Annotated in this window: 19 protein-coding genes; 4 read left to right on the forward strand and 15 right to left on the reverse strand. The window is 50.5% G+C overall.

From position 1 onward, the window contains the following. Positions 1–45 precede the first annotated feature (45 nt). The 11 genes from nusB to NQD60_RS00720 form a co-directional block, all read right to left on the reverse strand. On the reverse strand, positions 46–477 hold the full coding sequence (gene nusB, locus NQD60_RS00670; RefSeq protein ID WP_257100663.1) for a transcription antitermination factor NusB: 432 nt from the start codon (positions 475–477) through the stop codon (positions 46–48). After that, positions 477–986, reverse strand: coding sequence for a 6,7-dimethyl-8-ribityllumazine synthase (gene ribH, locus NQD60_RS00675; protein WP_257100664.1), 510 nt, complete (start codon positions 984–986; stop codon positions 477–479). The genes nusB and ribH overlap by 1 nt, the downstream gene beginning before the upstream one ends. A gap of 62 nt (positions 987–1,048) precedes the next feature. Further along, positions 1,049–2,170 (reverse strand): bifunctional 3,4-dihydroxy-2-butanone-4-phosphate synthase/GTP cyclohydrolase II, encoded by a 1,122-nt coding sequence (ribBA, locus tag NQD60_RS00680; protein ID WP_257100665.1) that lies wholly within the window; start codon positions 2,168–2,170, stop codon positions 1,049–1,051. Positions 2,171–2,257: 87 nt separating this feature from the next. Further along, positions 2,258–2,881 carry a riboflavin synthase gene (locus NQD60_RS00685; RefSeq protein WP_257100666.1) on the reverse strand — a complete coding sequence of 208 codons (624 nt, stop codon included), beginning with the start codon at positions 2,879–2,881 and terminating at the stop codon, positions 2,258–2,260. A gap of 31 nt (positions 2,882–2,912) precedes the next feature. Continuing rightward, entirely contained in the window at positions 2,913–4,064 is a 1,152-nt protein-coding gene (ribD, locus tag NQD60_RS00690; RefSeq protein WP_257100667.1) for a bifunctional diaminohydroxyphosphoribosylaminopyrimidine deaminase/5-amino-6-(5-phosphoribosylamino)uracil reductase RibD, read from the reverse strand. Positions 4,065–4,084: 20 nt separating this feature from the next. Beyond that, positions 4,085–5,368 carry a glutamate-1-semialdehyde 2,1-aminomutase gene (hemL, locus tag NQD60_RS00695; RefSeq protein WP_257100668.1) on the reverse strand — a complete coding sequence of 428 codons (1,284 nt, stop codon included), beginning with the start codon at positions 5,366–5,368 and terminating at the stop codon, positions 4,085–4,087. A 64-nt stretch (positions 5,369–5,432) separates the two neighbouring features. After that, positions 5,433–6,212, reverse strand: coding sequence for an ABC transporter ATP-binding protein (locus NQD60_RS00700; RefSeq protein ID WP_257100669.1), 780 nt, complete (start codon positions 6,210–6,212; stop codon positions 5,433–5,435). Between the two features lie 31 nt (positions 6,213–6,243). Next, positions 6,244–6,942: an ABC transporter permease gene (locus tag NQD60_RS00705; RefSeq protein ID WP_257100670.1), complete on the reverse strand. Its 699-nt coding sequence runs from the start codon at positions 6,940–6,942 to the stop codon at positions 6,244–6,246. Continuing rightward, positions 6,939–7,628, reverse strand: coding sequence for an ABC transporter permease (locus tag NQD60_RS00710; RefSeq protein ID WP_257100671.1), 690 nt, complete (start codon positions 7,626–7,628; stop codon positions 6,939–6,941). The genes NQD60_RS00705 and NQD60_RS00710 overlap by 4 nt, the downstream gene beginning before the upstream one ends. A 9-nt stretch (positions 7,629–7,637) precedes the next feature. Continuing rightward, complete coding sequence (locus tag NQD60_RS00715) at positions 7,638–8,423, reverse strand: ABC transporter substrate-binding protein (RefSeq protein WP_257100672.1); 786 nt, start codon at positions 8,421–8,423, stop codon at positions 7,638–7,640. 148 nt (positions 8,424–8,571) lie between these two features. After that, positions 8,572–8,838 (reverse strand): hypothetical protein, encoded by a 267-nt coding sequence (locus tag NQD60_RS00720; RefSeq protein WP_257100673.1) that lies wholly within the window; start codon positions 8,836–8,838, stop codon positions 8,572–8,574. Between the two features lie 194 nt (positions 8,839–9,032). On the opposite strand from NQD60_RS00720, the gene NQD60_RS00725 reads away from it, so the two are divergent. The 4 genes from NQD60_RS00725 to NQD60_RS00740 all read left to right on the forward strand — a co-directional run bounded on the left by NQD60_RS00725 (position 9,033) and on the right by NQD60_RS00740 (position 15,414). After that, positions 9,033–10,805 carry an ABC transporter permease subunit gene (locus NQD60_RS00725; protein ID WP_257100674.1) on the forward strand — a complete coding sequence of 591 codons (1,773 nt, stop codon included), beginning with the start codon at positions 9,033–9,035 and terminating at the stop codon, positions 10,803–10,805. Between the two features lie 114 nt (positions 10,806–10,919). Further along, positions 10,920–12,218, forward strand: a complete 1,299-nt coding sequence (locus NQD60_RS00730; RefSeq protein WP_257100675.1) for an AAA-associated domain-containing protein — start codon at positions 10,920–10,922, stop codon at positions 12,216–12,218. 217 nt (positions 12,219–12,435) lie between these two features. Next, positions 12,436–15,099 carry an alanine--tRNA ligase gene (gene alaS, locus NQD60_RS00735; protein WP_257101218.1) on the forward strand — a complete coding sequence of 888 codons (2,664 nt, stop codon included), beginning with the start codon at positions 12,436–12,438 and terminating at the stop codon, positions 15,097–15,099. 87 nt (positions 15,100–15,186) lie between these two features. Continuing rightward, positions 15,187–15,414, forward strand: coding sequence for a sulfurtransferase TusA family protein (locus NQD60_RS00740; protein WP_223694614.1), 228 nt, complete (start codon positions 15,187–15,189; stop codon positions 15,412–15,414). A gap of 265 nt (positions 15,415–15,679) precedes the next feature. On the opposite strand, the gene galU is transcribed toward NQD60_RS00740, so the two are convergent. The 4 genes from galU to argA form a co-directional block, all read right to left on the reverse strand. Beyond that, positions 15,680–16,576, reverse strand: coding sequence for a UTP--glucose-1-phosphate uridylyltransferase GalU (gene galU, locus NQD60_RS00745; protein ID WP_257100676.1), 897 nt, complete (start codon positions 16,574–16,576; stop codon positions 15,680–15,682). Between the two features lie 37 nt (positions 16,577–16,613). Beyond that, the gene (locus tag NQD60_RS00750; protein WP_257100677.1) at positions 16,614–19,472 is read right to left on the reverse strand and encodes a valine--tRNA ligase; all 2,859 of its coding nucleotides are present in this window, start codon (positions 19,470–19,472) and stop codon (positions 16,614–16,616) included. Positions 19,473–19,482: 10 nt separating this feature from the next. After that, entirely contained in the window at positions 19,483–19,758 is a 276-nt protein-coding gene (locus tag NQD60_RS00755) for an oxidative damage protection protein (protein WP_223693151.1), read from the reverse strand. 104 nt (positions 19,759–19,862) lie between these two features. Next, positions 19,863–21,221 carry an amino-acid N-acetyltransferase gene (argA, locus tag NQD60_RS00760; RefSeq protein ID WP_257100678.1) on the reverse strand — a complete coding sequence of 453 codons (1,359 nt, stop codon included), beginning with the start codon at positions 21,219–21,221 and terminating at the stop codon, positions 19,863–19,865. Positions 21,222–21,227 lie beyond the last annotated feature (6 nt).

The raw sequence follows: 21,227 nt of genomic DNA on the forward strand, positions 1-21,227 counted from the left end.
CAGTGAAATGCCTAATCGTGCCGAGTGAACCGTTTAAATGAGTGGTTAGCGAGACGCGTGTTCTATTTCAGTTGCGCGTAGCTGTGCCGCCAGCCGGTCGAGCACACCGTTGACATATTTATACCCATCCGTACCGCCAAATGTTTTCGTGATTTCAACGGCTTCGTTAATCACTACGCGATACGGAATCTCAATATGATGGGTAAGTTCATACGCACCAATCAGCAATACAGCGTGCTCGATCGGGGATAATTCCTGGGTTGGCCGATCGAGGCAAGGCGCTAATTGCTCGTCGAGCGCGCCAGCGCCGCGGGTTACGCCTTGTACTAAGGCGTCAAAATGCTCCCGGTCGGCTTTATTAAACCCCGGCGCAGACTGCAGGTGAGCACAGATTGCGGAGGCCTCGGCTTTGGTGAGTAGCCACTGGTATAGGCTCTGTACTGCAAATTCGCGCGAACGGCGACGTGCACTTTTCATTAGAAATTTTCCTCATCTTCATCCTCATCCTCTTCATCTAGCATTAAAGAAAGATCAAGAGCCGTGGATAAATTTGCCATTTCGACAGCAACGCGCGCCATATCGCGGCCTTTTTCTGTCATGCGGGCAATCGCTTGTTCGTCAGTATCTGTGGTGAGCACGCCATTCGCAATTGGCACATCGAACTCAAGGGCGACTTGTTGAATGCCTGCACTGCTCTGATTTGAAACGATTTCAAAATGATAGGTTTCGCCGCGAACCACCGCGCCAAGCGCAATCAATGCGTCAAATTGCGCGCACATGGCGAGTTTTTGTAGGGCAAATGGGATTTCAAGTGCGCCGGGAACGGTAATGCACAGCACATTTTCGCTGTCTACGCCAAGCCGTTCAAGCTCTTCAAGGCAGGCATCCGCTAAACTATTGCCAACCGCTTCGTTAAAACGCGATTGCACAATGCCAATAGCAAGGTCATTGCCGTCAAGGTCTGGTTGATATTGGTCGATTTCCATAATTTTGGCCTATAAAGATGGGGTTATAAGGAACGCAAAGCGCATCGATAGAAGGGTACTGTTTATTGTGCAGCGGCACCTGGCATGGGTACAAAACCAGCCACTTCTAAGCCGTAACAAGACATCGCATGAAGTTTACGTGGACTAGACAATACATGCATTTTACCTACATCCAAATCACGTAAGATTTGCGCGCCAATGCCGTAAGTTTTGAAGTCCGCCGGGCGATGTTTAAGCTGCGCGGCTTTTTCCGGCTGATTATAAGCCTCAAACGCATTAAACAAATATTCTTTTGAATCACTACAGTTCATTAGAACAATCACGCCGCATTCACTTGACGCAATTTCCTGTAAAGCAGAGTGCAAAGTCCAGGAGTGCGTGGCCGTGTCAGTTTCAAGTAAATCCAACACCGACATCGGTTCATGGACTCGCACGAGGGTTGTGCAAGCAGGCTGTGGTGTGCCGTGCACAAGTGCAATATGAGGGGCGCCGTTGGATTTATCCCGATAAATCACGGCGTGGAATGGCCCGTATGGGGTCTGCATGGTACGTTCGGCGACACGTTCAATAATCGATTCAGTGAGGCTGCGATATTCAATCAAATCCGCAATGGTGCCGATTTTAAAGGAGTGTTTTGCCGCAAACTCAAGCAGATCGGGCAAACGCGCCATCGTGCCATCATCGTTGATGATTTCACAAATCACGGCGGCGGGCGTAAGGCCCGCTAGCCGTGTTAAGTCGCAGCCGGCCTCAGTATGGCCGGCACGCACAAGCACTCCGCCAGGCTGCGCCGTGACCGGGAAAATATGACCGGGCTGTACGATATCTGCCGCTCGCGCATCTCGCGCCACGGCAGCTTGTATTGTACGTGCGCGGTCTGCCGGGGAAATGCCGGTGCTAACGCCTTGGGCTGCTTCGATGCTAACCGTGAAGGCTGTATTATATTGCGTCCCGTTATTTTGTGTCATCAGTGGCAAATTAAGGCGCTGACAATGTTCTTGCGTGAGCGTTAGACAAACTAAGCCGCGCGCGAAGCGGACCATAAAATTAATCGCCTCTGGGCTGACAAAATCTGCGGCGAACATTAAGTCGCCTTCATTTTCGCGATCTTCCTCGTCAACCAGAATAACCATTCGGCCGGCTTTGAGCTCAGCGATAATTTCTTGGGTAGAGGCAATAGACATGGCAATGGGTCGGCGAGCGTAAAATATGAATCTTACGCTATTGGTGTCAAAAGGGATATTGCTGTTGGTTCTAGTGGTGTTTTTAACTTATTTTGAGGTATTCAAAATACGCTCAACATAACGAGCGATTAAATCGACCTCAAGATTGACGCGCGCGCCAACTTTAAGCTGTTTTAGGGTGGTGACCTCAAGTGTATGCGCAATCAGATTAATTGAAAATTCGCAGCCGTCAACGTGGTCAGCCACGCGGTTAACCGTTAAGCTTACTCCATTGACTGTTACCGAACCTTTGTAGGCCAGGTAACGGCCTATCGTGTGAGGTGCCAGTATCTGCAGCTCATAGGACTCGCCAACCGGCGCGAAGTGCGTCACGGTACCCAACCCATCGATGTGGCCAGCCACCAAATGGCCGCCCAGACGATCATGGGCGCAGAGTGCTTTTTCGAGATTAACGGCACCTGGTGCATCGAGCCCCGCAGTGCACGTTAGACTTTCGCGTGATGCGTCAACACTGAAATACTCGCTTCCATTCTTGTTATCTTTTGCGATAACCGTCATGCATGCTCCTTGAATCGAGATGCTATCGCCTAGATGGACATCGTCAAGGCCGAGTGCAGCGGCATTAATGGTAAGCCGTACACCAGCGGCGTTATCACCAAGCGAGTTGACGGTTTCAATTTGACCAATTGCAGCGATTATTCCTGTAAACATTGGATTAAATTTTCTGGTGAAGTGAAAAAAACTAATTTGTACCCGGAGCGGAATGAAGCGCCATGGTACTGCCTAGTGCGCCAACGCGTGCCAGGATGCGTAGATCGTTGCCAATGCGTTCAACGGATTGAAATGAAAGCGTAACTCGTTGTGCCAGGGTTGTGGGCGCAGTAAGCTTGAACATGCCCATCGCATCGCATAATAAACTGGGCGCTAAATAGACGAGCAGTTCATCAATGCAATGCTGTTGGAGCAGCGCACCATTTAAGCCGTGACCTGCTTCAACGTGTAATTCATTGATGCCGCGTTCGCCAAGCAAGCGCAGCAACGCAGGTAGATCAACTTGATGGGAGGCGTGGCCGGCAAGTGAGATGACTTCGGCGCCGCGGGCGCGCAATTCATTGGCCTTTTGCACATGCTGATCGCCGATTGCAGCACAGACAATCAGTAGCGGAGCATGGCCATTCAATAAGTGCGCGTTAAGCGGCACCTCCAGCTGACTATCGACCAGCACCCGGAGCGGTTGCCGTGGCGTATCAACTCCGCGCACGGTCAATTGCGGATTATCCGTGCGCACGGTCCCAATGCCCGTCAAGATGGCACAGGCACGAGCGCGCCAAGTATGGCTATCAGCGCGTGCTTCGGAGCTTGTAATCCATTGGCTTTCTCCGCTTGGCAAGGCCGTACGGCCGTCTAAACTGGCGGCAATTTTAGCGCGCACCCATGGTCGGCGGCGCGTCATGCGTGAGATAAAGCCGAGATTGAGTTCATAGGCTTCTGGCGCGAGTAAACCGCAACGCACATCGATCTGGGCGGCGCGCAGTAAAGCGAAGCCTTGGCCGCAGACTTGTGGGTTGGGATCTGCCATGGCGCTGATGACTTGTGCAATATGTGCGTCAATTAATGCATGTGCACAAGGGGGGGTGCGGCCGAAATGGCTGCATGGCTCAAGTGAAACATAAGCGGTAGCGCCGGCTGGGTCATGCCCGCGTGTGCGAGCATCTTGTAGTGCTTGGATTTCCGCATGGGCGCCGCCCGCTGGTTGCGTAAACCCTTCGCCAATCACCGTACTGTTTTTAACCAGTACGCAGCCAACGCGTGGGTTGGGCGTGGTGGTATACAGACCCCGTGCAGCAAGGGTCAGGGCACGTCGCATATAAATCAAGTCGGCGCTAGAAAACATGAGCTAAGCAAACCTTAAGGCTAACGCTTCAATGCTGAGAATGCCATGCGCGCAGCAGCAAGTGTTGCATCAATCACCGTATCATCATGTGTGATTGACACAAAACCTGCCTCATAAGCGGATGGGGCAAAGTAGACGCCGGCAGCGAGCATATGATGGAAAAAAAGATTGAAATTTTCGAGATTGCCACGGCTGACTTCGGCCAGGCAAGTCGGCCGGTGAGCAGCAAAGTATAAGCCAAACATTCCTCCTACATGATCTGTTGAGAAAGTAATGCCGGCTTCGTGGGCTGCTTGCGTGAGGCCCGCTGTCAGGCGTGCTGTGCGGGCTTCTAGCTGGTCATAAAAATTAGGCGCTTGCAGACGTTTCAAGGTAGCCAGTCCGGCGGCAACAGCCAGCGGGTTGCCGGCCAGCGTGCCCGCTTGATAGACGGCGCCAAGGGGCGCTAAATGCGCCATGATATCGCGTCGCCCGCCAAATGCAGCGGCGGGCATGCCACCCCCAATGATTTTGCCTAGACAGCTCAAATCCGGTGTAATGCCGTAGAGTGCTTGTGCGCCCCCTAGGGCCACGCGGAAACCGCTCATGACTTCATCAAAAATTAAGAGTGCGCCATGCTGAGTGCATAGCTCGCGCAACATCCGAAGAAATTCAGGTGTGCCGCGCACCAAATTCATGTTGCCAGCGATTGGCTCAACGATGACAGCCGCAATTTCTTCGCCGATTGATGCAAAGGTTTCACTGAGTTGCGCCAGATTGTTATATTCAAGCACCGTGGTATGCTGAGCAATCGCCTCAGGCACGCCCGCCGAGGTTGGTTGCCCAAAGCTTAAAAGCCCAGAGCCGGCTTTGATTAGCAAGCTGTCTGCATGACCGTGATAACACCCTTCAAATTTAATAATGCGCTGACGTCCGGTGAAACCTCGCGCGAGCCGCAGCGCGCTCATCGTCGCTTCGGTGCCACTAGAAACCAGCCGTACTTGCTCGATTGAGGGAACTAGCTTACAAATCTCTTCGGCCATCTCAATCTCAGCCTCGGTTGGGGTCCCAAAGCTAAAGCCGCGGGTGAGCGCGGTTTGGACGGCAGCCAGCACCTGTGCATCTAAATGGCCGAGAATCATGGGGCCCCATGAGCCGATGTAATCAATATAACGCTTACCATCGGCATCCCAAAAGTGAGGTCCTAAGGCGCGTTCGATAAAACAAGGCGTCCCCCCCACCGAGCAAAATGCCCGGACGGGAGAGTTAACGCCGCCGGGGATGGTTTTTTGAGCTCGTGCGAATAGGTCATGATTACGGGACATGGGTAATTTCTCGGAAAAAAGAGCGCCTAGGAGACAATCAAGGTTAAAAATGGGCGAGATACAATCACTTAAGACTGCCCGCAAGGAATTGCTCTAACCGTTCGCTTTTTGGGTGCAAAAATAGTTCATCAGGATGTCCTTCTTCCTCAATCAGTCCTCGATGCAAGAAAATCACATGGTTTGATAACTGGCGCGCGAACCCCATTTCATGGGTCACAACGATCATTGTACGGCCTTCGTTAGCCAAAGTTTGCATGACTTTGAGCACGTCACCTACAAGTTCTGGATCAAGGGCGGAAGTGGGTTCGTCAAATAACAGAACATCGGGGTGCATGGCGAGGGCGCGGGCAATCGCGACCCGTTGTTGCTGCCCGCCTGATAAATGTGATGGATATTTCTTTTCAATGTCGCGTCCGAGCCCGACTTTGTCTAAATAGCGACGGGCGCGTTCTTGCGCTTGCGCGCGCGATAGACCGAGTACATGCACCGGTGCTTCGGTGACATTTTCTAGCACAGTTAAATGCGCCCATAAATTGAAATGTTGAAAGACCATTGCCAGCCGCGTGCGCAGGCGTTGCAATAAGGTGTGGTCGGCGACGCGCAACTGGCCTTGCTTATTGGCAATCGTGTGCACTTCCTCGCCATCAATAATGATGCGTCCAGCGTTGGGTTGCTCAAGAAAATTGATGCAACGCAAGAGCGTGCTTTTGCCGGAGCCGGATGAGCCGATGATGCTGATGACATCGCCCGCCTTGGCCCGCAGCGATACACCTTTAAGGACTTCCTGCTCGCCGTATTTTTTATGCAAATCGGTAACGACTAATTTATAGTGAGATGAATCCATGAAAGAGTGTCTAGATAGATTTGTGTGGTGTTTATAAGTAAGCAAGCCAGCGCCGCTCTGCACGCCTGAAGAGCCAAACTAGCGCAAACGAAATACATAGATAAAGCAATGCTGCAAAACTAAACGCCTGAAGAGTCAGATAGCTAGCAGAGTTTGCGTCACGCGCGATTTTTAAGATATCGGGTACAGTCGCGGTAAAAGCGATGGTTGTCGCATGCAGCATTAAAATCACTTCATTGCTATAAACAGGTAAAGCCCGCCTCAGTGCCGAGGGCAAAATAATGCGTCGATACAGCGTGAATTTCGTCATGCCATAGGCGCGAGCTGCCTCGATTTCATGAGGCGAGCTGGCTTTGATTGCACCGGCGAAAATCTCCGTTGTATAGGCGCACGTATTAAGGGCGAAGGTAAGTAAAGTGCAGTTCATGCCATCGCGGAAAAAATCGCTTAACAGAGGTGTCGTATGGACAACGTTAAGAGTGTAGACGCCAGTATAAAAAAACAACAACTGAATATACAGTGGGGTGCCGCAAAATAGATAGGTATAGAGCCGAACCGGCACTGAAATAAGGCGATGACTCGACACCCGCGCTACGGCCAACGGGATCGCTAGGCAAAAGCCGAAAGCGATCGACACCACTAATAGCCATAGCGTGATCACTAAACCTGTATATTGATAGCCATCCGTGAAAAGATAGGCTTGCCAGTAATCCTGCAAGAGTTCGATCATAGCGCTGCCTTACGAACCCCGATCAAATAACGGCGCTCTAAGCCGAGCAGGACGAGGCTGGAAAGTGCTGTGAGTGCAAGATAGATCAGGGCAGCGACGAGTACAAAGAAGAACACGTTATGCGTACCCTTACCCGCATCTTGTGCTGCCTTGACAAGGTCTGACAGGCCAATGATCGAGACCAGTGCGGTTGCTTTTAATAACACTTGCCAGTTGTTGCCAATACCGGGTAACGCAAAACGCATCATTTGCGCAAACAGAATGCGTCGAAATATCTGCCATCGGGTCATGCCATACGCCGCGCCTGCTTCAAGCTGGCCACGCGGGACAGCTTGAAAAGCCCCTCGAAAAGTCTCTGTGAAATAGGCGCCATAGATAAAGCCGAGGGTCAGCACGCCAGCCGTGAAAGGATCAATCTCCAGTGGGTTGAGGCCCATGAAGTCCGTTAAATTATTGAGCCAGATTTGCATGCTATAAAAAATCAGCAACATCAGCACCAAATCCGGTACGCTACGAATCAACGTAGTATAGGCGGTAGCGAGCATCGTGGCCGCTCGATTTTTCGAGAGCTTGGCGCTGGCGCCGGCTAACCCAAGCATGAATGAGACAGCCAGCGACAGCAGCGCGAGCTGAATGGTTTGCCATGTACCCTGCACAATTAATGGGCCGTATCCCTGTAAAAACATGAGTATGGTCTAATCGTTATCGTTATCGTTATCGTTATTGCAGCTGAAATATTTTTCTATTAATGCTTGATATGTACCGCTTTGACGGAGCTCAGTCAGTGCTTGATTGAGTTGCTCCTGCAGATCAGTATCGCCTTTACGCAAGCCAATTGCAACGCCTTGTCCGATTATTTCGGGGTCTGTAATAGAAGAACCGGCAAAAGTAAAACCTCGGCCACTTTGGGTTTTTAGAAAGCCAGCATTGGCTTGTATTTCATCTTGTAGTGAGGCATCAAGTCGCCCGGACCGAAGATCGGCATAAACTAGGTCTTGGTTTGCATAGGCGATGACTTTGACCCCTCTGGGCGCCCAGTGTCGCTTTGCATAAATTTCCGCCGTGGTGCCTTGTTGCACGCCAATACGTTTGCCTTGTAGCGCATTGGCATCTGGCGTTAGTTTTGCATCGGCCAAGGCCACCATGCGCGCGGGGGCATTGAATAATTTATTGGAAAAATCGATTTGCTTTTTACGTGGTGCAGTAACCGTCATAGAGGACAAAATGGCATCGAATTTGCGCGCCTTTAGCGCCGGAATGATGCTGTCGAAATCCTGCTCGACCCAGATGCACTTTGCTTGTAGCTTAGCGCAGAGCGCTTCGCCAATATCTATATCGAGGCCCTGTATTTGGCCATTGGGAGCTTTGTAGGCGAGAGGCGGATAGCTTGGGTCAACACCGAAACGAATGACTTTCCAGTCCTTCGCACCTACACTAGCAGCGGCAAGCGCGAATGCTAGACAAATGGCAAGCCTTTTCATAATCGGTATCTCTGGTTAAAAGCCAGCATTTTACCGTAGCATGAACACTTGCGATGACATGCGCGTCGCATAATGTAAACGAAACCGGTGAATCCCGCTATTACGGCAGTTTGACCGGGCCGTTTCGCCTGTTTTTAAAGCGTTTTGCTCACTCAACAAAGAGCGTGTTTAACGCTGAAGCAGCTGCGCTGTCGACGGTATTGTAGGTGACCGCGGTCGTTTCGAAAATATAATGCGTCGTATATTTGCCTAAGCGCGCGAAGATTTCCTCCTGAATCAGTTCAGGGGCAACTTCTAGCTTTAAATACCAAGTGGTTGATGAGAGCTGTGTCTGGAATGCCCCATATTCCGTCATAATGGCGTCAAACTCAGGTGCGTCCTGATCGCGACAGACGATAACAAAGTTTCCTTTCATACATGCTCCTTGCTTTACGAGTAAAGCGACTGAGGTTAGATCATACCGCTGTTGTTGGATAACGAATTAGGGAAATAGGCCTAATATGCTATGTGATACAAAATTTATCGCAGATCTGCTGTGCAGTGCGGTTCTGCCATGGGCGCAGCGGTTTGCTTGTACGTTATGTTTAACCTATTTTAACCGGTGAGTGCATGAAATTGCCTGCTCTCAAGCTACCTATACCTGCTGCCTCAGCGTGGCGGCTGCTCCCAAATCGCTGGGATTTTGTTGTTTTTCCGTTAATCATTTGCGTGATTGCAATGGCGGCAATTGGTTTTCAGCAAACCATGGCGCCACTCACTACGTTAAAAACCCAAGCGATTTCGCTTGATCCGGCGAATTTGCCGGAATATGCGTTGCGCACAACTTTACGTATGTTAGCGGCGATGGTCGCGGCGCTGATCTTTACGCTGATCTATGGCACCCTCGCGGCCAAAAGCCGGCGGGCGCAAAAAATCCTGATACCAATACTCGATATTTTGCAGTCAGTACCAGTGTTGGGCTATATCTCATTTACGGTTGCTTTTTTCTTGGCTCTTTTTCCAGCCCGCGTGATAGGAGCTGAGTGTGCGGCTATTTTCGCCATATTTACGAGCCAGGCATGGAATATGACCTTTAGCTTTTATCAGTCACTGCGTACGGTACCGGATGATCTGGACGAAGTGTCGCGCAGTTTTCATTTGAGTGGTTGGCAACGTTTCTGGAAGCTCGAAGTTCCATTTTCAATGCCTGGCTTAGTATGGAACATGATGATGTCAATGTCAGGCGGCTGGTTTTTTGTGGTTGCGTCAGAAGCTATTACGGTGGGTAACCACACCATTACCCTACCTGGCATTGGGGCATATCTTGCGCAGGCGATTGCTCAGCGTGATTTAACGGCGGTAGGTTGGGTGATTTTAACGATGACGGCGGTGATTTTGGCATATGATCAACTCCTCTTCCGTCCATTGATTGCTTGGGCCGATAAATTCCGTCTTGAAACCACAAGCTCGGGGATGGCGCCTGAATCTTGGTTGCTTGATTTGGTCCGCCGAACACGATTGATTCGTTGTTTACTCGTACCCGTGGGTTGGATCTTAGCGGCGATAGCGCGTTTGCCGGTGCGTTTTGTATTTAGAAGGCCAGTGTTTTTGGCAGGGCCTAAATTTTCCGCTCAATTGCCCCGAATCAATTTGACCGCAAAGGCCGCGGACATGATCTGGAGCGGCACGGTACTGCTGATTACGGGCTATCTTGTTTGGCGGGTGTCAAACTATGTCTCTACGGGGGTGGGCTGGGGCGATCTAGGGCTTGCCTTAAGCCTCGGTTTTGCCACCTTCTTGCGGGTCGTGCTTTTAATTGCGCTGGCCTCTATTATTTGGGTGCCTATCGGTGTGTTAATTGGGCTGCGACCTGCGCTAGCCGAAAAAATTCAGTCGCTGGCGCAATTTTTGGCCGCGTTTCCAGCTAATCTTTTGTTTCCGGTGTTTGTGGTCACGATTGCGCGTTTTCAGCTCAACCCGGATATTTGGCTCTCTCCGCTGATCATACTGGGTACCCAATGGTATATCCTCTTTAACGTGATTGCTGGCGCGAGTGCTTTTCCAAATGATTTCAAGGAAGCGGCGACTAATTTTCGAATTCGTGGCTGGCAATGGTGGCGGCAAGTGATGCTGCCGGGTATCTTCCCTTATTACGTTACAGGGGCGATTGCAGCTGTAGGTGGCGCATGGAATGCGAGTATTGTGTCTGAGGTGGTCTCATGGGGTGACACAAAGTTCGTCGCCCACGGCTTAGGTGCGTACATTGCAGAAGCGACCACGGCGGGTCATTATCCTCGTATCATTTTGGGCATTACCGTCATGGTGTTATTTGTGACTTTATTTAACCGGCTGTTATGGCGTCCAATGTATGCTTATGCTGAAAATAAGCTTCGTCTTGGCTAACTGGCAGCAAAAAAATCTGGCCATTCCGCCGCTGATTTGACATACTACTCAACGTGCGCCGGTGTTAGCCGGTAGCTTTGTTTCGCTTTATTTTAGTACGATTTATAGAGATCCATGCACAATTCAGCCCTCAGTCACCCCGATGAAATTTTACGCGTCACCAACGTGCGGCGCGGTTTCAAAAAAACGCAGGGAGAGCTGCTGGTGCTTGATGGCGCAAGCCTCACATTAAAAGCCGGTGAAATCGTTGGCTTGCTGGGCCGTTCGGGCTCTGGCAAATCAACCTTGTTGCGCATCATCGCTGGCTTGATCGAGCCCAGCGGTGGGGACATTGAATACCTCGGCAAACCTTTAACCGGCCCGGCCGAGGGGGTTGCTATGGTGTTTCAGACATTTGCATTATTTCCTTGGCTCACGGTGCTGCAAAATGTCGAAGCTGGGCTTGAAGCACTCGGCGTTGGTGCGCGTGAACGGCGCCAACGTGCGCTGGCGGCGATTGATCTGATTGGCCTAGATGGCTTTGAGAGCGCTTATCCGCGTGAGTTGTCAGGTGGCATGAGGCAACGCGTTGGCTTTGCACGGGCGCTGGTGGTTGACCCAACTTTACTGTTAATGGATGAACCGTTTTCAGCGCTTGATGTATTGACTGCCGAGACGTTGCGCACAGATTTGTTGGATCTATGGAGTGAGAAACATTTACCCATTAAATCAATATTGATTGTCACGCATAATGTGGAAGAAGCGGTCTTTATGTGTGACCGCATTTTGGTGCTGTCATCCAATCCCGGCCGAGTCATTGCTGAAATTCCTGTACCTTTTAAGCATCCACGCAACCGGCTTGACCCAGCCTTTAGACGCTTGGTTGATGATATTTATGCGCAAATGACGACGCGCTCGAATGCTGATGGAGTGCGTAAGGGCCTAACGTTGGGTAGCTGGTTGCCAGAGGTATCGACTAACTTAATGGCGGGTTTAATCGAAACGGTTGCCGCCCCTCCCTACGGGGGTAAAGCTGATTTGCCGGAGATCGCGCGCACTCTTCATCTTGAAGTGGATGATCTATTTCCTGTCACTGAGATGATGCAACACCTTGGTTTTGCAGATGTACGCGAGGGCGATATTTTCCTCACGCCGCCGGGCAAAAAATTTGCTGAATATGGCACTCAGGAACGCAAGCAAATATTTGCCGAGCACTTGCTGCGGAATGTGCCGCTGGCGGCTTGGATCAAGCGAGTATTAAACGAGAGACCTGGCCGCCGCGCGCCGCGCGTGCGGTTTGAGCAAGAATTAGAAGATTTTTTATCGGACAGCGCTGCTGAACAAACGCTTGACGCGGTGATTAACTGGGGCCGGTATGCAGAAATTTTCTCTTATAACGATCAATCAGAGGCCTTTAGTTTAGAGGACGATTGACTAGCGCCTATCAACTCTACTCATAGAGTAACTGATCGGTGGGCGGCAAAGTGGCTTGGCGGCTGACTCAATGTCAGCACCAAGCGCCATAGGAATCTCCTGCATTTAGTTAGGTCGGCGAGGATGTCAAATATAGTCGGCAACGGGCACGCTATCTCGTATAATCGATAGCTTGCTAAAACTCATTACGCTTGATCGCGTATTTGCCCTTGCTGCCATGAAAGCTGCCGAAATCCGCGAGAAATTTTTACGCTTCTTTGAAGCGAAAAATCATACGATTGTTCGCTCATCGAGCCTGATCCCTGCCAACGATCCAACATTATTGTTTACCAATTCTGGTATGGTGCAGTTCAAGGATGTCTTTCTGGGGACTGATGCGCGTCCCTATGTACGCGCAACCAGTGCCCAGCGCAGCGTACGCGCCGGCGGTAAACATAATGATCTAGAGAACGTTGGCTATACCGCTCGCCATCACACTTTCTTTGAAATGCTTGGCAATTTCTCATTTGGCGATTATTTCAAGCGCGATGCGATTCATTATGCCTGGCAACTGTTAACTCAAGTTTATCAATTACCGTCAGAAAAACTTTGGGTCACGGTGTATCAAGAGGACGATGAAGCTTACGAGATTTGGGCGCAAGACATTGGTGTGCCCGCCGCGCGGATTGTGCGCATTGGCGACAACAAAGGCGCGCGCTATGCCTCTGACAATTTTTGGCAGATGGCTGATACGGGGCCGTGTGGTCCTTGCTCTGAGATTTTTTATGATCACGGTCCGGAGATTTTCGGCGGGCCACCAGGTTCACCGGATGAAGATGGCGATCGTTATATTGAAATCTGGAATTTGGTGTTTATGCAATTCAATCGGGATGCGCACGGTGTGCTGACGCCACTGCCTAAACCGTGCGTCGATACAGGCATGGGGCTTGAGCGAATCGCCGCAGTTTTGCAGAATGTGCATAGCAATTATGAAATCGATCTTTTTCAGGTATTGATTCATGCTGCCGCACGTGAAACCGGTGTGGCCGATACCAGCCATCATTCGCTTAAGGTGATTGCTGACCATATTCGTGCCTGCGCATTTTTAATTACCGATGGCGTGATTGCCGGTAACGAAGGCCGCGGTTATGTATTACGCCGGATTATTCGACGTGCGATCCGGCATGGTTATAAGCTGGGTTGCGTACAGCCCTTCTTTCATAAACTGGTGAAAGATCTGGTCGCTGAAATGGGGGCGGCGTATCCAGAGCTCGCTGCTACCCAAGACCGGGTGACCGACCTGTTGCGCCAAGAAGAAGAGCGTTTCTTTGAGACCATTGCGAATGGCATGAGTATGCTCGAAATGGCTCTAAACGAGCTCGAAGCCACCGTTAGCACTAAAGCCCAGGCAGGTTCAATTGTGCTATCGGGTGAAATTGCTTTTAAGCTCCATGACACCTATGGTTTTCCACTCGATTTGACCGCCGATGTGTGTCGCGAGCGCGATATACGCGTTGATGAAGCTGCTTTTGATGCGGCCATGAAGCGCCAGCGCGAACAAGCCCGGGCGGCAGGTAAATTCAATCTGTCAAATGCGCTTGAGTATCGCGGCGCTAAAACGCTTTTCAGGGGCTATCAAGAACTCAGTGTGATGGGGGCGAAGATTACCGCACTCTATGTCGATGGTGTTTTAAGTCAACGTTTGCAGGCGGGGCAACGAGGTATTGTGGTGCTTGACGCCACGCCATTTTATGCAGAGTCAGGCGGGCAAGCTGGCGACCAAGGCGAATTAACCCAAATCACTGAAATTCAGCCTGAGGGCGCGCATTTTGTAGTGACGGATACAGCAAAAATTCAGGCAGAGGTCACCGGTCACCATGGGCTACTTGAGCGGGGCGAATTAAAATTGGGTGACGCTGTACAGGCCGTCGTTGATAGTCAACGCCGCCAGCACACCATCCGTAATCATTCGGCCACCCATTTGCTGCATAAGGCGTTGCGCGACGTACTTGGTAGCCACGTGCAGCAAAAGGGGTCGCTGGTTGATGCGGAGAAGACGCGCTTTGACTTTTCTCATCATGCACCGCTGAGCCATGCTGAAATTCAACGTATTGAAATGATCGTCAATGCCGAAATTTTGCGTAATGTTTCGACACAGGCGCAGTCAATGTCCTATGACGACGCACTGAAAAGTGGTGCAATGGCGTTATTTGGCGAAAAATATAGCGAGCAGGTGCGGGTACTCGATATCGGCTTTTCACGCGAATTATGTGGTGGTACGCACGTTGCTCGCACCGGCGATATTGGCCTCTTTAAGATTGTTTTTGAAGGGGGGGTTGCCGCCGGTATCAGACGCATTGAGGCAATTACTGGGGAGCGGACGCTGCGCTTTGTACAAGAATTGGATGAACGCATTTCTAATGCGGCTCACTTATTAAAATCTCAGCCCGCGGAGCTTAATCAGCGCATTGGACAACTGCAAGATCATTCTAAAGCCCTTGAAAAAGAGTTGACCCAATTAAAATCAAAATTGGCGGGTTATCAGCTTGACGCACTGGCCGCGCTTGCGGTCAAAGTAGGTGAAATACATGTGCTGTCAGCACAGCTTGAGGGTGCTGATGCGCAGATCTTACGCGAAGCGGTTGACACACTAAAAGACAGATTAAAAAATGCGGCGATTGTATTAGCGAGTGTTAACAGTGGCAAAATCAGCTTAATTGCGGGTGTCACAGCACCGCTTAATGGCAAAGTTAAAGCGGGCGAGTTGGTTAATTTTGTCGCGCAGCAGGTTGGCGGAAAGGGGGGCGGACGTGCGGATATGGCGCAAGCCGGCGGCACTCATCCAGCGGCTTTGCCCGTAGCGTTGGCTACAGTAAAAGAGTGGATCGAACGTCAATTATGACTATGTTCGCTTTATATTCAACTCTATTACGACTGTTCTCAGATCTTCGAGATAAAAGTTAAACGGACCGACGCCATGAAGAATTCGATGCATTTTGATAAAGAAGTTGACGCCTGTGGGTTGAACTGTCCACTGCCGATTCTGCGTGCAAAAAAAGCGCTAGCCGATATGCAAAGCGGACAGATTTTAAAAGTGCTCGCGACTGATCCGGGCGCACAGCGCGATTTTGCTGCGTTTGCGAAGCAGACTGGCAATCAAATCATTGAAGTATCAACGCAGGATGACGTTTTTACCTTATTGATGCGTCGACGTTAGGTCAAATTCCGTTGGTTAGCAGCCTTACTGAGGGCCCGCAGGTTTTCGCCTGTTTCTCAAAGTCGGACATCCAGCCTTGATCCTTGCTATGATCTCCTGGTGTGAGGCCGGGAAAACTATTCGTTTATCCGGATCCGCTGTACAGTCTCTCGCCGGGGATTGTATCTGATTGGGCAAGCGACGACCGCGCGCGGGAGATGGTGCGAATGGTCGTCGAACGCGCGAAAATGCAGGGCAGAATATCAGGAGGATAAGCCTCTTAAGCTCATGCCGCGGAGTCTATTTCCGCCAACATTGGCATACGAGCCTGTAAATAGGCTTTAAATTCATCTTTCACTTCTGGGTGGCGTAAAGCGAATTCGACGGTTGCTTTTAGATAGCCCAATTTGCTGCCGCAATCGAAGCGTGTGCCGTTATAACGATAGGCGAGAACTTGTTCATCTTGCATCAGGGATTGAATCGCATCGGTGAGTTGCAACTCGCCGCCCGCACCTGGGCGCAGTGCGCGTAGATGTTCGAAAATACGTGGTTTTAAAATATAGCGGCCAACTACGCCAAGGTTAGAGGGAGCGTCTTCCGGCGAAGGTTTTTCGATGATGCCGGATAAATTAATGATACTGTCTTCCCATTCTCTACCTTCTATTACGCCGTACGAGCGTGACTGCTCACGCGGGATTTCTTCAACCCCAATCAATGAACTGTGATAGTGATTAAATTTTTCAACCATCTGCTTTAAGATTGGCTGTGCGCCATCTAACAAATCATCTGCAAGCAAAATAGCAAATGGGTTGTCGCCGACTAATTTTTCCGCGCATAGAATGGCATGGCCGAGGCCAAGTGCTTCTGGTTGGCGCACATAGAAACAATTAATATGAGCCGGTTTGATGCCACGCACGAGCTCAAGCAATTTTTCTTTGCCGTGTGCTTCGAGTGCCGCTTCAATCTCGTAGGATTTGTCAAAATGATCTTCAATCGCACGCTTACCACGTCCGGTAACGAAGATCATTTCAGTAATGCCAGCGGCGATGGCTTCTTCGACGGCATATTGAATTAAAGGCTTATCGACAATCGGCAGCATCTCTTTAGGGCTGGCCTTAGTAGCAGGCAAAAAGCGTGTGCCAAGACCGGCGACTGGAAATACTGCTTTAGTGACTTTTAACATTATGCTGAGGTCCTTTCAGGCGATTGCGAAATAAATGTCAGCCGGCTAGCCGGGCGAGCTGAGTATTGAGCTTAGTGAGCATTAACTCGTATTCTGATAGCCTTTTTCGTTCGAGTTCAACCACATTCTCTGGTGCTTTTGCAACAAAGTGATTATTTTGTAGCTTAGCGTTACATTTTGCGATTTCTATCTCAATCCGCTGTATTTCCTTGGTCAGCCGTTCACGCTCAGTGGCAATATCAATCTCAACTTTTAATGCCAGTTTCAGCGTACCAACGAGGGCCACAGGGGCATCCGCTGCCATGGCGTCGAGGTTTGCCTCATCGGCGCTTAGAGTGACTTCGGATAAGCGGGCGAGGGCACGTACATACGGCGCGAATGCTGTCAGTAGGTGAGTATCGCCGCTGGCAAAAAGCGGTACCCGCTGGGCCGGCCCGAGGTTCATTTCACTGCGCAGATTGCGGCATGCATCGATGACGGCTTTGAGTTGTGCCGCCCATTGTTCGGCGGCTAGATCGACTTTTTCTTTTTGTGCGCGAGGATAAGGCTGCACCATGATAGAAGTCTGATTTGGCGCATTGTCGGATGGATAACGGCCAGTCAGTGGCGCGACTTTTTGCCACAGCGCTTCAGTGATGAAAGGAATAATCGGATGGGCAAGCCTTAAGATCGCCTCTAGTACGTATAACAACGTATGTCGCGTGCTTTGCTGCTGGGCCGGGGTGCCTGTTTGCAATTGCACTTTAGCAAATTCAAGGTACCAATCGCAGTATTCGTCCCAGACAAACTTGTATAAAGTGCTCGCGATCAGATCGAAACGTAATTCAATAAAGCCCTTTTCGATTTCGCCGGTGACCTGTTGCAGTAAAGAAATGATCCAGCGATCTGCGGGCGATAGCTCGCTAGCAGAGTGGTGGCCTGCGCCATCTGCTAAATCAATGCCGCAGTCTTGACCTTCACAATTCATCAACACAAAGCGCGTTGCATTCCACAGCTTGTTACAAAAATTACGATACCCTTCGCAACGTGCTAGCGCGAAATTAATGTTGCGTCCTGGCGTCGCCAGTGAGGCAAAAGTAAAGCGTAAAGCATCGGTGCCAAATGACGGAATGCCATGAGGAAATTCGGCGCGGGTTTTTTGTTCAAGATCAGCGGCTTGTTGCGGATCCTGCAAAGTGGCTAAGCGCTTGGCGATAAGCGCATCCAGTGTGATGCCATCGATTAAATCGATGGGGTCGAGTATATTGCCTTTTGACTTTGACATCTTCTGGCCGTTTGCATCACGCACGAGACCATGTATATACACCGTATGAAATGGCACCTGGCCGGTAAAATGCTGAGTCAACATCACCATCCGCGCGACCCAGAAGAAAATAATATCAAAGCCCGTGACCAGCACGGAGGATGGCAGAAAATGGGCTAACTCTTTGGTTTGCTTAGGCCAGCCGTGTGCTGAGAAGGGCACTAGCGCTGACGAGAACCAGGTATCGAGCACATCCGCATCTCGCTTGAGCGTGCCTGTATAGCCGCGCGCACGGGCCTTTTCGTGCGCTTCGTCTGCGTTGCGCGCGACATAAATTTGACCCTGCTCGTCGTACCACGCAGGAATTTGATGGCCCCACCAAAGTTGCCGAGAAATACACCAATCCTGAATATTTTCCAGCCACTGATAATAGGTATTGGCCCAATTTTCCGGGGTAAACTTAATTTCCCCTTTACGCACGGTGTCAAGTGCAATCGCCGCCATCGATTGGCCGGGATGCAGACTGTCCGCTGGGGCTGGCTTATTGACGGCCACAAACCATTGATCGGTGAGCATGGGTTCAATCACCGTCTGGGTCCGGTCGCCGCGTGGCACCATTAATTTGTGGGGTTTGACGGCAGCGAGTAAACCTTGGGTTTCAAGCTCGGCAACAATCAATTGACGCGCCTCGTAGCGATCAAGGCCACGCCAGCGGAGCGGAGCGTTCTCATTGATTTTAGCGTCGAGCGTTAGAATATTAATTAATGGCAGTTGGTGCCGTTGACCTACCTGGTAATCATTGAAATCGTGCGCCGGCGTTACTTTGACTACGCCAGTCCCAAAAGTAGGGTCTACATACTCATCCGCAATCACAGGAATTTCGCGCTCGCACAGCGGCAGTCGCACCATTTTTCCAATGAAAGCTTGATAGCGCTCGTCTTGTGGGTGAACCATCAGGGCTGCATCCCCCAGCATGGTTTCTGGGCGGGTGGTGGCGACCGTCAAATCAGCAGAGCCATCAGCAAGAGGGTAACGGATATGCCAAAGCGAGCCATCCTCTTCCACACTGACCACTTCTAGATCAGAGACGGCAGTCCCTAATTTAGGGTCCCAATTGACTAGCTTTTTGCCGCGATAGATAAGTCCCTGTTCGTATAAGCGAACGAATACTTCGATGACGGCCTGCGACATATGCGGGCTCATCGTGAAATACTCACGACTCCAATCAATCGATGCGCCTAGACGTTTGATTTGCTCTGTAATGATTGAGCCAGAGGTTTCCTTCCAAGCCCAAACATGCTCGATAAATGTTTCGCGGCCAAGCTCATGGCGTGACAGATTTTGTTTATCTAGTTGGCGTTCCACCACCAGTTGAGTTGCAATACCGGCATGATCGGTGCCAGGGACCCAGAGCGTGTTTGCACCCTGCATCCGATGATAACGGGCCAGGCTATCCATGATTGTCTGGTTAAACGCATGGCCCATATGCAATGTGCCGGTGACGTTGGGCGGCGGGAGCAGAATTGAAAAATCTTCCTGCTCAGGCAAGAATGTTGGTTGGGCGTAGCCTCTTTGTTCCCAAAGTGGCCTCCAATACGTTTCGATTGCGTGGGGTTCAAAACTTTTGGTGAGAGTGGTGTCGCTGTTGTTCATTACAATTTTCTCAGGCATTTTCAGGCGGTACATAGCCAGATGCGGTATCGGCCCCTTCGCCAAAAAAGAATTTTTCGGTTTGTTTGATTAAATACTGTCGCGCACGCGCGTCGGCCATATTTAGACGATTTTCGTTAATCAGCATGGTTTGCTGCTTGAGCCAACTCTGCCAAGCTTCTTTCGATATATTCTGATAAATGCGTTGGCCTAATGCGCCCGGCAGAGGCGGGAAATCAAGGCCTTCAGCCTCTTTGTCAAGTTTGACACAGTGAACGATACGAGTCATGGATTTAGTCCTATTGAATAGTGATGCTCAATGAGAGGGAGTGGCGACACAATCCTCTCACAATTTATGAGATGCGCATGCTTTATCAAGGAATTGCCTGTTTTTTAAAGCTGTTTAATGAGCACCAATGATTTACGTTGCCAGTTATAGAGGCGGCGGCGATCTTCAGGCAAATCACCAATGCTGGCTTTTCTGAAGCCACGTTTTAAAAACCAGTGTTCCGTGCGCGTGGTCAACACAAATATACGCGTGAGCCCGCGCGCGCGCGCGCGTTGCTCAATATGTTTTAACAAACGCTCGCCATCGCCTGTCCCTTGCGCATCTGGGGCAACGCTTAGACAGGCCATTTCACCCAATTTTTCTTGCGGATATGGATACAGTGCAGCGCAGCCAAAAAGCACGCCATCATGCTCTATGACAGAAAAATAATTAATGTCGCGCTCAATTTGAGTGCGCTCGCGGCGCACCAGAGTGCCATCAAATTCAAGCGGCTCAATTAACTGTAAAATACCGCCAACATCATCGGCCATTGCTTCGCGCAGACTTTCGAGATTTCTGTCAGAGATCATCGAGCCGACGCCATCGTGAGAGAAAAGCTCAAGCAAAATGCTGCCATCAAGCGTAAACGGAATTAAATGCACACGTGTTACACCCGCTCGGCAAGCGCGGATGGCATGAGTTAGATAATTTGCCGCCTCTGCATCAAGGGTGTCTGAGGTTTGCAATTGCTGGGCTTCATCAAGCGATAATTCATGTTGCAATTCGCCATGCTCGACGATGCCTGGCATGGGTGTCAGATAAATCAATTTATCCGCATGCAGTGCAATCGCGGCGGCCGAAGCCACATCTTCCATGGACAGATTAAAAGCTTGACCCGTTGGCGAAAACCCCAGTGGCGACAGTAGCACAAATTTGCGATTGGAGAGTGAATGGTGAATCGAATCAGCATCGATCTTACGCACAATCCCGGTATGCTGAAAATCCACGCCATCTAAAATGCCGACTGGCCGGGCTGTGACGAAATTACCCGAAACCACGCTAATGCGTGCATGGGCCATGGGCGTATTGGGCAGCCCTTGGCTGATGGCGGCTTCGATATCTAGGCGTACCTCACCGGCGGCTTCCTTAGCAGACTCAAGCGCATCTGCATCAGTAATGCGCATGCCGTTCGAGAATGATGATTCAACCTGGTGTAAGCGTAATTGCTCTTCAACCTGTGGGCGCGAGCCGTGCACGAGCACAATTTGCATACCCATTGCATGGAGGAACGCGACATCCTGAATTAAGGCGTTAAGCGCGCCTTGTTGCACGAGCTCGCCGCCAAATGCAACCACAAAGGTTTTATTGCGAAAAGCATGGATATAAGGTGCGACAGAACGTAACCAATCAACAAAGCGAGCTTGTTGATCAGCAATTTCGAGCGCTTTTTCATGTATTTCATGACAGACTTTCTGAGGAGCCATTTTGTC

It is taken from the genome of Mycoavidus sp. SF9855 (assembly GCF_024582735.1).
In the GTDB taxonomy this organism is placed as follows: domain Bacteria; phylum Pseudomonadota; class Gammaproteobacteria; order Burkholderiales; family Burkholderiaceae; genus Mycoavidus.